12 protein-coding genes and 1 tRNA gene are annotated in these 12446 nt (G+C 66.5%); 4 read left to right on the top strand and 9 right to left on the bottom strand.

The genetic code is table 11. The annotated features are described in order from the left end of the window. Nucleotides 1-116: 116 nt before the first annotated feature. The gene (locus ACFQRC_RS05480) at nucleotides 117-1412 is read right to left on the bottom strand and encodes a hypothetical protein (RefSeq protein WP_379958659.1); all 1296 of its coding nucleotides are present in this window, start codon (nucleotides 1410-1412) and stop codon (nucleotides 117-119) included. A gap of 142 nt (nucleotides 1413-1554) precedes the next feature. Between ACFQRC_RS05480 and ACFQRC_RS05485 the strand changes: the two genes are divergently transcribed. Then, nucleotides 1555-1630 (top strand) — tRNA-Thr (locus ACFQRC_RS05485). 206 nt (nucleotides 1631-1836) lie between these two features. Here the strand turns inward: ACFQRC_RS05485 and ACFQRC_RS05490 are convergent. The 3 genes from ACFQRC_RS05490 to typA form a co-directional block, all read right to left on the bottom strand. After that, nucleotides 1837-1983, bottom strand: a complete 147-nt coding sequence (locus ACFQRC_RS05490; RefSeq protein ID WP_379958662.1) for a hypothetical protein — start codon at nucleotides 1981-1983, stop codon at nucleotides 1837-1839. Between the two features lie 587 nt (nucleotides 1984-2570). Beyond that, the gene (locus ACFQRC_RS05495; RefSeq protein WP_379958665.1) at nucleotides 2571-2984 is read right to left on the bottom strand and encodes a hypothetical protein; all 414 of its coding nucleotides are present in this window, start codon (nucleotides 2982-2984) and stop codon (nucleotides 2571-2573) included. Between the two features lie 249 nt (nucleotides 2985-3233). Then, nucleotides 3234-5066, bottom strand: a complete 1833-nt coding sequence (gene typA, locus ACFQRC_RS05500; protein ID WP_379958667.1) for a translational GTPase TypA — start codon at nucleotides 5064-5066, stop codon at nucleotides 3234-3236. 149 nt (nucleotides 5067-5215) lie between these two features. Between typA and ACFQRC_RS05505 the strand changes: the two genes are divergently transcribed. Continuing rightward, nucleotides 5216-5488 carry a DUF4242 domain-containing protein gene (locus ACFQRC_RS05505; protein WP_379958669.1) on the top strand — a complete coding sequence of 91 codons (273 nt, stop codon included), beginning with the start codon at nucleotides 5216-5218 and terminating at the stop codon, nucleotides 5486-5488. Between the two features lie 25 nt (nucleotides 5489-5513). Here the strand turns inward: ACFQRC_RS05505 and ACFQRC_RS05510 are convergent, their stop codons facing one another. Next, nucleotides 5514-6503 carry a 2OG-Fe(II) oxygenase gene (locus ACFQRC_RS05510; RefSeq protein WP_379958671.1) on the bottom strand — a complete coding sequence of 330 codons (990 nt, stop codon included), beginning with the start codon at nucleotides 6501-6503 and terminating at the stop codon, nucleotides 5514-5516. 155 nt (nucleotides 6504-6658) lie between these two features. On the opposite strand from ACFQRC_RS05510, the gene ACFQRC_RS05515 reads away from it, so the two are divergent. After that, nucleotides 6659-6919 (top strand): hypothetical protein, encoded by a 261-nt coding sequence (locus ACFQRC_RS05515; RefSeq protein WP_379958673.1) that lies wholly within the window; start codon nucleotides 6659-6661, stop codon nucleotides 6917-6919. A 10-nt stretch (nucleotides 6920-6929) separates the two neighbouring features. Next, a complete protein-coding gene (locus ACFQRC_RS05520) occupies nucleotides 6930-8522 on the top strand; it encodes a murein L,D-transpeptidase (protein WP_379958676.1) in 1593 nt (530 codons plus the stop codon). A 10-nt stretch (nucleotides 8523-8532) separates the two neighbouring features. Here ACFQRC_RS05520 and ACFQRC_RS05525 read toward each other — a convergent pair whose 3' ends face one another. The 4 genes from ACFQRC_RS05525 to ACFQRC_RS05540 form a co-directional block, all read right to left on the bottom strand. Next, entirely contained in the window at nucleotides 8533-8652 is a 120-nt protein-coding gene (locus ACFQRC_RS05525; protein ID WP_379958678.1) for a DUF2474 domain-containing protein, read from the bottom strand. 10 nt (nucleotides 8653-8662) lie between these two features. Beyond that, nucleotides 8663-9664, bottom strand: coding sequence for a cytochrome d ubiquinol oxidase subunit II (cydB, locus tag ACFQRC_RS05530; protein WP_379958681.1), 1002 nt, complete (start codon nucleotides 9662-9664; stop codon nucleotides 8663-8665). 109 nt (nucleotides 9665-9773) lie between these two features. Then, the gene (locus ACFQRC_RS05535; protein WP_379958683.1) at nucleotides 9774-11213 is read right to left on the bottom strand and encodes a cytochrome ubiquinol oxidase subunit I; all 1440 of its coding nucleotides are present in this window, start codon (nucleotides 11211-11213) and stop codon (nucleotides 9774-9776) included. A 242-nt stretch (nucleotides 11214-11455) separates the two neighbouring features. Continuing rightward, on the bottom strand, nucleotides 11456-12379 hold the full coding sequence (locus tag ACFQRC_RS05540; RefSeq protein WP_379958686.1) for a glutaminase: 924 nt from the start codon (nucleotides 12377-12379) through the stop codon (nucleotides 11456-11458). Nucleotides 12380-12446 lie beyond the last annotated feature (67 nt).

The following is a 12446-nucleotide window of genomic DNA, read 5'->3' on the forward strand; positions in this document are numbered from 1 at the left end:
TGTCGGCTCCCACGCGGACGGCAGGACAGCGCCGTCGGCTTAGTCGCGGGGCTATATGCGCCGGGAAGATAGGGGGGGCAAGGCCGCGTAATGCGCCTCGCCGACAATTCGTCCGGTCAGGGCGCGCTCTTGCGAATCGCGCGGTCGAGCAGGCCCTGGTCGGCTTCGACCGGCGCCACCACGGCAAGCCGCCCGTCGGCCTCGCGCCGGGCGACGAGCAGGACGAATTCGTCGCCCCCCCCCGCCGCAGAAAGATAGGCCAGCGGCTCGGCCCGGCGAAGCGCGACCCGCGCGGTCTCGGTCGTGTCGGGCCGGGGCTCCGGCCGCCGCGCCTTGCGCTCGGCCTGGACGATGCCCTTGAGGCCGCCGGCGAAGCGTTCGAGACAGGATGCGAACGCCCCCGGCTCCACCGCCTCGCGGCGGGCATAAGCCAGCGCGGCCGCATATTCGGTGAGGCGGGTCTTGTCGTGGCCCGCGCCGAAGACCAGCTTGACGATCGGAGTCATCGGCGCGCGGGCCTGCGCCTTGACCCCGGCATGGTCGAGAATCTCGGCATAATCGTCCGGCGCCGCTTCGGCCGCCAGCGCGAAATCATAGGCCTGGCCGAGCGCGCGGTAGAGCGCGGCGCGGCTGCGCACGTCGGCGTTCCGGACCGCCTCGGCGGTCTCGCGAGCGACGCACAGGCGGTCGGCGAGGCCGGCCTCGGGGTCGACGGGAAGCTCGAAGGCATGCTGGTCGTCGTCGAAACCGGCCTGATCCGCGACGTCGGCGAAACCGACCAGCGGCTCGGCATTGGGTCCGTCCGCCCAGACCGGGCTCGCCTCTGCCGCGAGCGACGATGCGGCGGCGCGATGGGCTTCGCGCGCGATCCCGGCGGCGGTGTCGTGGTCCGCCACTTCTTTCCAGTTGATGACGCCGTAGATGAAATCGATCGTGTCGCCGTCGGACGACAGCGGCATCAGGATGCCGCGATACATGGTGGCCGCGCCGCCCCGGCCGACGAATTCCGCCTCGAATCCGATCGGCGCGCAATTGGCGATGATCTGAAGATAATGGTCGGTCAGCCGGGACAGAAGCGACCGGCTCGGCACATCCTCGATGGTACGGATGTCGCCGGTCAGCTCGCATTCCTCGCGCAGCGCCCGGCCGATGAAGGAGATTCCCGGATTGTCGCTGCCGCCGGTGAAATCGAGCAGCACCGAATGCGGCCCGAAATCGTCGATATTCTGGGGTTCGAGGTCGCGGATCGAGGGATAGGCGCGGCCGTCGAGCAGCGACACCCAATAATTGTAGGCGCGGACATGCATCCGGCGCTCGTCGACCCCGATCTCGGGCGGCGCCTCCATCGTCGGTTCCTCCTCGCCGGCGAAGTCGGCGTCGGCACCCTCGTCGAACGCCCGAAAATTATCCATTCGCGCCGTCCCCGCAGCTTGCCCTTCCAAGGAGCCCGGACGATGCACCCGCCATGGTTGCGAAAGCGTTAAGAATGATGCGAGGCGCGCGAGCCGCTTGTCATCGCCAAGGCCCGCTGATAGAGCGCGCCGCTCCGGATAAGCCGCTTTAGCTCAGCTGGTAGAGCACATCATTCGTAATGATGGGGTCAGGTGTTCGAGTCACCTAAGCGGCACCACCCATAATTCTCTCGCGCCGTCGGAAAGTGATCCGACCGCGCCTCTCGCCTTTTGTGCCGCAATCACGGGCGTTTGGCTTGGGGCAGTCGAGCTGGCTTGAGCCCCAGAGAGCAGATTGGCACGCCCGAGAGTGCCAAGTTTACACGATTTTCTCTGACCCCCGGATTCGCTGGCACCAGATGCAGTTGCTGGTTGCACGTTTGCTCTAGTTGAACTGGAAATAAGCGCGCTGTGCTTTCCAAGCGAGCGGGATGTCCGTGGCGCGAAGCAGGCGACGGCCGGTTAAAGTAGCCGGCTGCGTGCCGCCAACGATCGCCGCGATGATGTCCGGCGCCAGCCAGCTGATGCGCAACAGCTGCCACAGGTGCCGCTTGCTGTAGTGGGAGACGAGTGGCGATTATGTAGCTTACAAACCCAACGCTACAGCCACCTCGATCACAATCCCGAGGAGGGGGAATGCGAGAGCGTAGGCTAAGACTGCTCGGCATAAGCTCCGCGAGTAACCAAGTCGGAGTAGGAACCAGCCGAAGATAAAGGGTAGCGCGATGAGCCCGACCATCTGCTACGATTCTTTGTTCTCACGAATGTCAGACATGGGAAAAGGTCCGCGGAAAGCCTGAAATGCGTCTGCCCGCTCGGCCGTACTCGGCCGATTGCCGGTAAAATCGAGCGATTTTCCCACTACTTTCCCACGAAATGGGAATATGGCGGGCCGAGACCGGTGCGCTCACGAGTGCGTCGCGCACCATTCCCGGTCAAACAACGGAGCGATGACGCAATCCAGCTCTGCCGCGCATGTGGTGCTTCGCTTCGCTCACAATGAAGATAGCGGGTCGTGTCGCCTGCCCCTCTTCCGCTTGCGCAAGGACCGTCACGGAAGTGAACCCGTCGATCGCGCTCGCTCTTCGAAGCTCGGGACATGCGTCGCGGCGCCGTCGCTCAGCGCGGCTCGGGAAGCTTCACCGGAACCTTCCGCTCGAAACGGTACCATCCTCTCGCGGCGGGGAGGTCGATCCGGTTTGGTTCCGGAATCCTGTCGAGCCGCAATTTCACGGAGGTCCTCGTGCCGTCGACCTCGAAACCCCTGTCCTCCCACGTGCCCACATAGGCGTCGGGAAGCAGATAGGGACCAGCCTCGTCGACCCTCAATTCGAAACCGACCGTCTGTCCGCCGCCCAGCACCATTTCGCCGTCGCGAAGTTCGATCGTGCCGCAGCAATAGTTGACGTAGGCGCCGTCGGCCTGGCCGGCGGGGAGGCCGGGGTCGCGGAAGGGGAGGAAGTTCGGCGCGAGCGCCACGGCCGCGACGACCGCGAGGGCAACGGCCCCAAGCATCCACCGTTTGCGGTTCATTCCGCCTGGTTACGGCGCGGTGAGGGGCATGTCACGGGGAAAGGGGGGCGAGCCGCGCGCTGCAAGAGCCGTCACGGGAGTGTGGCAGGGTCGTTCGCGCCACCGGCGCGAACGACGGGATACGGGGCATTCCGTACCCTGCCACCCCGTGACGTCAGACGGGTTCGCTGGCGCGACCCGCTGGCCGGCCCTTCGACAGGCTCAGGACAGGCCTCCGCCGTCTCTACGCGCTGCTCCGGCGGCTTCGGCTTACGCCATTTCTTTCTGGCGGCTTGCTTTCTTCCGCTCGTGCGGGTCGAGGTGGCGTTTCCTCAGGCGGATCGACTTGGGCGTCACTTCGACCAGTTCGTCGTCCTGGATATAGGCGATCGCCTGTTCCAGGGTCAGCCGCTTGGGCGGGGTCAGACGGATCGCGTCGTCCTTGCCGCCCGATGCCCGGAAGTTGGTGAGCTGCTTGGACTTCATCGGGTTGACTTCCAGATCCTCGGGCTTCGCATTCTCGCCGATGATCATGCCTTCATAGACCGGCTCCTGCGGGCCGACCATCAGGATGCCGCGCTGCTCCAGCGGCCCCAGCGCATAGGTCACCGTCTCGCCCGATCCGTTGGAGATGAGGACGCCGTTCTGCCGCCCCTCGATCCGGCCCTTATAGGGGCCGTATTTCTCGAACAGCCGGTTCATGATGCCGGTGCCGCGCGTGTCGCTGAGGAATTCGCCATGATAGCCGATCAGGCCGCGCGACGGGCCGGAGAAGGTGATGCGGGTCTTGCCGCCGCCCGACGGGCGCATGTCGGTGAGCTCCGCCTTGCGGCCGGCCATCTTCTCGACGACCGTCCCGCTATGCTCGTCGTCGACGTCGATGACGACCTGCTCATAGGGCTCCTCGCGACCGCCCTCGCCTTCGCGCAGCAGCACGCGCGGTCGGCTGATGGTGAGCTCGAAGCCTTCGCGGCGCATCGTCTCGATGAGCACGCCCAATTGCAATTCGCCGCGCCCGGCGACCTCGAACGCGTCCTTGTCGGCGCTCTCGGTGATCTTGAACGAGACATTGCCCTCGGCCTCGCGGTCGAGCCGGTCGCGGATCATGCGGCTGGTGACCTTGCTGCCCTCGCGGCCGGCCATCGGCGAATCGTTGACGGTGAAGGTCATCGCCAGCGTCGGCGGGTCGATCTTCTGGGCGGGAAGCGGCTCGGCGACGGCCGGCTCGACGATCGAGTTGGAGACGGTCGCCTTGGTGAGGCCTGCAATGGCGACGATGTCGCCCGCCACCGCTTCCTCGACCGGCACGCGCTCGAGGCCCCGGAACGCCATGATCTTGGTCGCCCGGCCTTCCTCGACCAATTTGCCGTCGGCGTCGATCGCCTTGATCGGCATGTTGAGCTTGAGCTTGCCGCTGGCGATGCGGCCGGTCAGCACGCGGCCGACGAAATTGTCGCGGTCGAGCAGGGTCGCCAGCATCTTGAACGGGCCGTCCGGATCGGCGTTCGGCGCGGGGACGTGGTCGACGATGGTCTCGAACAAAGGCGAGAGATCGCCCGAGCGCACGTCGTCGGTCCGCCCCGCATAGCCGGCGCGGCCGCTGGCGTAGAGGACCGGGAAATCGAGCTGCTCGTCATTGGCGTCGAGGCCGAGGAACAGTTCGAACACTTCGTCGAGGACTTCCGCGGGGCGGCCGTCGGGGCGGTCGATCTTGTTGACGACGACGATCGGCTTGAGGCCCAGCGCGAGCGCCTTGCCGGTGACGAACTTGGTCTGCGGCATCGGCCCCTCGGCGGCGTCGACCAGCAGGATGACGCCATCGACCATCGACAGGATGCGCTCCACCTCGGCGCCGAAATCGGCGTGGCCGGGCGTGTCGACGATGTTGATGTGGGTGGTCGTGCCGTCATGCTCCCATTCGACCGACGTGCACTTGGCCAGGATGGTGATTCCGCGTTCTTTCTCCAAGTCATTGGAGTCCATAGCTCTTTCTTCCACGCGCTGGTTGTCGCGGAAGGTGCCGGACTGGCGGAACAGCTGGTCGACAAGCGTCGTCTTGCCGTGATCGACGTGCGCGATGATGGCCACGTTGCGCTGGCTCATTTGAGTAGAATCCCGATGGAGAAAGTGTGGGGCGCGCCTATACGCATGTTATTGCGGCGCAACAAGGGCCGTGGGCGCACGCTGCGGCGCCGGCTGGACTCCCGCGGGGAAGTGGCGCAGGTTTGCCCCCGTCAACAGGAGCGATGACGATGCCGCAATTCGTGATCGAACGGGACATGCCGGGAGTGGGACAGCTCGGTCCCGACGATCTCAAGGGCGCATCCCGGGGATCGTGCAGCGTGCTCCGCGAGCTCGGCCCCGAAATTCAGTGGGTGCACAGCTATGTGACCGACGACAAAATCTACTGTATCTACCGCGCGCCGAGCGAGGAGCTGATCCGGCGCCACGCGGAAAGCGCGGGCTTCCCGGCCAACAGCATCGCCGAAGTAAGAGCCACGATCGACCCGACCACCGCCGAATAGTCACGCCGCGGGGATTCCCGGTGCTTCAGCCGGGAGCGGCGCGAGCAGGCGGGGGCGGCGCGAAGGGTCGTTCGCGAATCCAGCAGCTGGCGATGAGCTTGGTGCCGGAGACGACCGGAAGGCCGGCATGTTCCGACATCGGATCGGGGCGGCCGTCCGGCAGGATGTTGCGAAACAGGAGCGCGTCGCCCTTGCGGCCGCGGACCGCGAGGCCGGTCCTGACGAACCGCGTCTCGCCTCCTTGATAGGCGTCGTTCAGATAGACCAGCATCGTCAGCGCCCGCTGGTTATCCATTCCGGCGATGGCGTCATAATGGTTCCGATATTGCTGGCCGGGCCGGTAGCGCAGCACCTGGAGCGGCTCGCCCTGCTCCACCCGGGTGCCGCTCGCCGCGGCGATGCGCCGGTTGAGCGCATGGATGGCGGGATCGGCGATCAGCCAGGCGAAGGTCGCGCCGTCCGAGGTCCGGATCGGGTGCGGCCGCTGGCGGCCGTCCCGCTCGTCGACGACTACCGACGGCTTGAGCATCGGCTCGGCCGCGCGCGCCAGATAATCGCATTCGGCGGCCGTGAAGAGCGCGCGGAACAATGTTACGTGCGGCGAGATGCTCAGTTCCTCTCCGTCAGCGACCGTTGAAGGAGCACCGTCCGGAGTCAGCGCCATATCGGCGATCAGGCGGCATTGCGCGCGGCAGCGGGGCTCGGTCGCGGCAAGCCGGCCCAGCCGCGCCATCGCCTCCGGCCAGTCGGAAGGGCCGCCGGTTCCGCTGGCGAGGAGATTGACGTGGATCTGGGCGGCGTCCCTGCGCCCCGCCTCGCCCGAGCGCCGGAACAGGTCGCGCGCCTGCCCGAGATCGAAAGGCAAATAGCGGCCACCCAGCCGCCACATCGCCAGCGTGAACAGCGCATGCGGATCGCCGCGATCGACCATCCGGTCGAGGAGGGAGACCGCCTCGGAATGGCGGCCCTCCGCCGCGAGTCTCTCGGCGCGAGAGACGGACGATGGCGGCGGCACGGGCATGCGCCACCTATGCCCGCCAGCGCGGTCGAAATCCACAGATCGGGTGCATGCCGTTTCCCCGGAGGAACGATTTCACCGGACTCTCGTTGGCGGGTTGCGTGGCGTTTGGCTGCCGAGCAGCTCCGCCACCAAATTTCAGGGAGACTGACATGAACAGGAAATATCTGGCGGTCGCGATGGCCGGCACCTTCGTTCTGGGCGCGTGCGAGACCTATGACGACGAACCGATGATGCCGCCCCCGCCCGTCGGCGTCGGCGCGATCGCCGGCACCGTCGCGGCCGATCGCGATGGCGACGGCGTGGTCGACGGCTATTATGGCGCGGACGGCGTCTATCGCGCGTTCGTGATCCCGCCGCCGCCGCCGTGCCCGACGATGCCGCCGCCCAGCACGTCCGGCGAGCGAGGCTGAACGCCCCGAAATGAGCTCGACGATTCAGTATAGCGCCGGCGGACCCACTCCGCCGGCGCCCCTATCACCGCTCCGGAACCGCCTGCTGGTCTGCGTCGCCGCGGCGATGATCGCGGGGGCCTTCCCCGCGCCCGCGCTTGCACAACCCGTGACCTCTTACGAAGTCGCGGCGGAGATCCGATCCTCCGTCAACCGCGAGCTCCGAACCTTCTACAGGAACAGGGGCTACCGGCCGCTGTGGATCAGGAATGGCGAATCCGGCCCCGAAGCCGACCGGCTGGTCGAGCTGGTGGCGAGCGCCGATCTCGACGGTCTCGACCCTTCCGATTACGATCCTGGCGATCTGCGCCGCGCGGTCGAAAGAGCGCGCGACGGATCCCCCGAGGCGCTGGCCAAGGCGGAGCTCAAGCTGTCCCGGACCTTCGCCGATTATGTCCGCGACGTCCGCCGCCCGCCATCGGTGAAGATGGTCTATCTCGACAAGGAGCTGGAGCCGGAGCGCCCGACCGCCGCCGCCGTGCTGCGGGCGGCCGCCGTGGCGCCGTCGCTGGCTGATTATATGGATCGGAATGGCTGGACGAGCCCGTTCTACGCCCGCTTGCGCGAAGGCCTGGCCGAACATCGTTCGCGCTGGGCCGGTCTTCCCGAATTCACGATCCCCGGCGGCCCCGCGCTGCGGCCCGGCTCAAAAGGCGAGCGGGTGCGGATGCTCCGCCTGCGCCTGGGGCATCCCGACGGGGCGGCGTTCGACAAGGCGCTCGCCGCGACCGTCGAGGATTTCCAGGCGGCGCATGGCCTCCCCGTCGACGGGATAGTGGGCGCGACCACGATCGCGACCCTGAACCGGGGATCCGCGCATCATGCGCGGATGATCCAGCTCAATCTGGAGCGCGCCCGCGCCTTGCCGGCGCTCTCGAACGACCGCCACATCGTCGTCGACGCCGCCGCCCAGAGGCTCTGGCTCTACGAGAATGGCGAGGCGGTGGACACGATGAAGGTCATCGTCGGCAAGCCATCGGAGCCGACGCCGATGCTCGCCGGCGTGATGCGCTATGCCGTCGTCAATCCTTATTGGAACGTGCCCCCGGACCTGGTCCGTAAGAGCATCCTGCCCAAGTTGGTGGACCGGGGGACCACGCTCCGGGCGATGGGCTACGAAGCGTTGTCGGACTGGACCCACGACGCCCGCGTGCTTGAGCCCGACGAGATCGACTGGGACGCGGTCGCTTCCGGGCGCCAGGAGCTGCGCGTCCGCCAGCTTCCCGGCAAGGGCAATGCGATGGGGAAGATGAAGTTCATGTTCCCCAACGATCTCGGCATCTACCTGCACGACACGCCCGACAAGGCCCTGTTCGACGAGGAGGAACGGCGGTTCAGCTCGGGCTGCGTCCGGGTCGAGGATGCGCCGCGGCTGGCAAAATGGCTGTTCGGCGAGCCGGTCAGGGCGTCGTCCGACGAGCCCGAGCAGCAGGTCCATCTGGACCGGCCGGTGCCGGTCTATATCACCTACCTCACCGCCGCGCCGACGGAGACGGGCATCGCCTTTCGCGAGGATGCCTATGGCCGCGACGACGGCCAGCTGGAGCGGCTCGCCAGCCGGTGATCGCCGGGGCTCAGACGATCCACAGCCTCAGGACGTAAGCGACCGCGCCGATGACCGCGACGCTCGCCGCCCACAGGCCGACGAACCAGGCGATGCGCTTCCACCACAAGCCGGGTCCGTCCCCGTTCAACGCGCGGCGCTCAATGATAGCCGTCCTCGCCGACCTTGCCGCGGAACACCCAATAGGACCAGGCGGTGTAAGCGAGGATCAGCGGGATCAGCACGGCCGCGCCGACGAGCATGAAGATCTGGCTGCTTTCCGGCGCGGCGGCCTGCCAGATCGAGACCCGGCCCGGAATGATGTCGGGCCAGATCGAGATGGCGAGCCCGGCCATCGACAGGAGGAAGAGCATCAGGGTGAGCAGGAAAGGCAGCCAGTCCCTGCGCCAGCCAAGGCTCCTCCAGAGCGCGAATGCAACCAGGCCGATGAGCAGCGGCATCGGCACGGTGACGAGCAGGCCTGGAAATTCAAACCAGCGCTGAAAATATTGCGGCTCGACGAACGGCGTATAGAGGCTGACCGCGCCGATCGCCACGAGCAGGGCCGGTGTCAGGAGGCGCGCGAACCGGCGGGCGTCGGCCTGGATCAGGCCCTCCGTCTTCCAGATCAGCCAGGCGGAGCCGAGCAGCGCATAGCCGACGACGAGGCTGGCACCGGTGAGCAGACTGAACGGGCTCAGCCATTCCCACCAGCCCCCGTCATAAGCACGGCCTTCGACCGTGATGCCCTGGAGCAAGGCGCCAAGCGTAATACCCTGGGCGAAGGTGGCGATCACGGACCCGAGGCAGAAGCCTGCATCCCACCATTTGCGATGGCCGGGGTCGCGCCAGCGGAACTCGAAGGCGACGCCGCGGAAAACGAGTCCCAGCAGCATGGCCATCAGCGGCGCGTAGAGGGCGGGAAGAATGATCGCATAGGCGAGCGGAAAGGCCGCCATCAGCCCGCCGCCACCCAGCACCAGCCAGGTCTCGTTGCCGTCCCAGACGGGCGCGATGGCGTTCATCGCCTGGTCGCGCTCCTTGCCGACGGTGAAACCCGGGAAGAGGATGCCGATGCCGAGATCGAACCCGTCCATGACGACATACATCGCGACGGCGAAGGCGATGAGGAACGCCCAGATGATGGTGAGGTCGGGGTTCATGAAACCACCCGCGTCATCGCAGCGGAAGCTGGGATCTCCCTTTCTTGCGGCGCGACAGAGGTAAGTGAAGAAGTGGGATTCCAGCTTTCGCTGGAACGACGAATGTTGCTCATCCCTCGGCTCCCTCGCTCCGGTCCGGCCTCGGATCGGCCCCGCCATGGTCGACCGAAGCCGCCGGCGTGATCCCGGCCGTCCGGATCGGCGCCTCCGCCGGCTCGGGCTCGGCGGGGTGCGGCGGCCGCGACATGAGCTTGAATATGTACCAGGTGCCGATCCCGAACACGATGAAGTAGACGAGCACGAACGCGATGAGCGACGTCGCTACGGCCGGCGCTCCGATCGGCGCGACCGCGTCCTCGGTGCGCAGGAGATTGTAGATCACCCAGGGCTGGCGGCCGACCTCGGTCGTGATCCATCCGGCGATGACGGCGACGAAGCCGGCCGGCCCCATGAGCAGCGCGAAGCGATGGAGCAGGGGCCAGTCGAAGAGGCGGCGGCGGGCGCGGGCGACAAGGCTCCAGAGGCCCAGCCCCAGCATCAGGAAACCGAGCCCGACCATGATGCGGAAGGACCAGAAGACGATCTCGACCGGCGGCCGCTCGTCGCGCGGAATGGTCTTCAGGCCCTCGACGGGCTCGTGCAGCCCGTGGTGGAGGATCAGCGACGACAGATAGGGGATCTGGACGGCGGCGTGGACAGTCTCTCCCTCGGAATCCGGAATGCCGAAGAGGATGAGCGGCGCGCCATCCGGATAGCTTTCGAAATGGCCCTCCATCGCCATCACCTTGGCCGGCTGATGCTCCAGCGTGTTGAGGCCGTGAAGGTCGCCAACGAAGATCTGAAGGGGCGCGACCAAAGCCGCCATCCACATCGCCATCGAGAACATCGTGCGGACGCCGGGCAGGTCGCGGCCCTTCAGCAGGTGCCACGCCCCTACCCCGCCGACGACCAAAGCCGTGGTGAGGTAGGCGGCGATCACGGTGTGGACGAGGCGGTAGGGGAAGCTGGGATTGAAGACGATGTCGGTCCAGCTTCCCGCCGGCACGAACTGGCCTACCGCGTTCATCGCCCAGCCGGTCGGCGTGTGCATCCAGCTGTTCACCGACAATATCCAGAAAGCGGAGATGCAGGTGCCGATGGCGACCATCAGGGTGGCGGCGAAGTGGAGCCCCTTCCCGACCCGGTTCATGCCGAACAGCATGACGCCGAGGAACCCGGCTTCGAGGAAGAAGGCGGTCAGCACCTCATAGGCCATGAGCGGGCCGATGATCGGCCCGGCCTTGTCCGAGAAGACCGACCAGTTGGTGCCGAACTGGTAGGACATGACGATGCCCGAAACGACACCCATCGCGAACGCCATGGCGAAAATCTTCAGCCAGTAACGGAAGAGCGCGAGATAGACGGCCTTGCCCGTCCTCAGCCACAATCCTTCGAGCACGGCGAGATAGGAAGCGAGGCCGATCGAAAAAGCGGGGAAAATGAAATGGAAGCTGATCGTGAACGCGAACTGGATCCGCGCCAGCAGCAGGGCCGTTTCAGCGTCCGTCACGTCTTCGTCGCCTCCCGAGGTTGGGCGCGGCTCCCCTCTAGCCTATCGGGCGGCGATAGCCACCCCGCCCCGGCTGCCTTTCCGGGCGAAGCGGATGCAGGGGCCGCAACCATGACGCGGCTTCGCTCGTTTCGCCTTCAAAAGGAGTAGAGTCATGGATTTCATCAGAAGCATGGAGACGAAGGACTGGATCATCGCGGGCGTCGCCTTCCTCGCCGGCGCGATCATCCTGTAAGGCGGTCTCAGACGAAGATCGACCAGCCGGTCAGCTCGACCAGTCTTTCGAGCGCGACCGCCCCAGCGAGCGATGTGCCGGCCGCGTTGAGGCCCGGGGACCAGACCACCATGACCCCGGTGCCGGGAACGATGGCCAGCACCCCGCCGCCGACGCCGCTCTTGCCGGGAAGGCCGATGCGAAAGGCGAAATCGCCGCTATTGTCGTAATGGCCGCAGGTCAGCATCAGCGCGTTGATGCGGCGGGCGCGGGATGGCGTGACCACGGCCTCCCCGGTCAGCGGGTCGACGCCGTCATAGGCCAGATAGAGCGCGGCGCGGGCGAGCTGGCGACAGCTCATCGCGACCGCGCATTGACGGAAATAGACCGAGAGCACCTCTTCGACCGGATTCGAAAGGTTGCCGAACGCGTTGACGAAATATGCGAGGCTGCGGTTCAGATTGCCGGCCCGCGATTCCGACAAAGCGACGTCCATGTCGATGCCGATATCCCGATCGCCGCAACGCTGCCGCAGGAAGGCGAGAATCTCGTCGAGCGCGGCGTCGGCGTCGCGGCTGCCGATGAGCTGGTCGCAGACGACGATCGCGCCGGCGTTGATCAGAGGATTGCGCGGCTTGCCCTTTTCCGCCTCGAGCTGGACGATCGAGTTGAACGGCGAGCCCGACGGCTCGCGCCCGACATGGTTCCACAAGCCCGCGCTGACCTGGTTGAGCGCGAGCGAGAGGGTGAACACCTTGGAAATGCTCTGGACCGAAAAGAGTTCGTCGGCATCGCCCGCCGCGTAGCTCTCGCCATCGCCGGTGACCAATGCGATGGCGAGCTTGTTCGGATCGACCTTCGCCAGCGCCGGAATGTAGGACGCCAGCGCGCCATGGCCGCGATAATGGTCGGCATAGTCTAGCGCCTCGTCGACGATCGCTTGCAGGTCCACCGGCGGCCTCCCTTTCAACCGACGCCCTTCTCCCAGAGCCAGGCCGTTTTTGCAAAGCGGGAGCCAT

This window comes from Enterovirga sp. GCM10030262, assembly GCF_042666435.1.
Lineage (GTDB): Bacteria > Pseudomonadota > Alphaproteobacteria > Sphingomonadales > Sphingomonadaceae > Allosphingosinicella.

Coding starts and splice junctions, on each gene's coding strand:
- ACFQRC_RS05480 (WP_379958659.1), bottom strand. CDS start 1,412: ATGGATAATTTTCGGGCGTTCGACGAGGGTGCCGACGCCGACTTCGCC.
- ACFQRC_RS05495 (WP_379958665.1), bottom strand. CDS start 2,984: ATGAACCGCAAACGGTGGATGCTTGGGGCCGTTGCCCTCGCGGTCGTC.
- typA (WP_379958667.1), bottom strand. CDS start 5,066: ATGAGCCAGCGCAACGTGGCCATCATCGCGCACGTCGATCACGGCAAG.
- ACFQRC_RS05505 (WP_379958669.1), top strand. CDS start 5,216: ATGCCGCAATTCGTGATCGAACGGGACATGCCGGGAGTGGGACAGCTC.
- ACFQRC_RS05515 (WP_379958673.1), top strand. CDS start 6,659: ATGAACAGGAAATATCTGGCGGTCGCGATGGCCGGCACCTTCGTTCTG.
- ACFQRC_RS05520 (WP_379958676.1), top strand. CDS start 6,930: ATGAGCTCGACGATTCAGTATAGCGCCGGCGGACCCACTCCGCCGGCG.
- cydB (WP_379958681.1), bottom strand. CDS start 9,664: ATGAACCCCGACCTCACCATCATCTGGGCGTTCCTCATCGCCTTCGCC.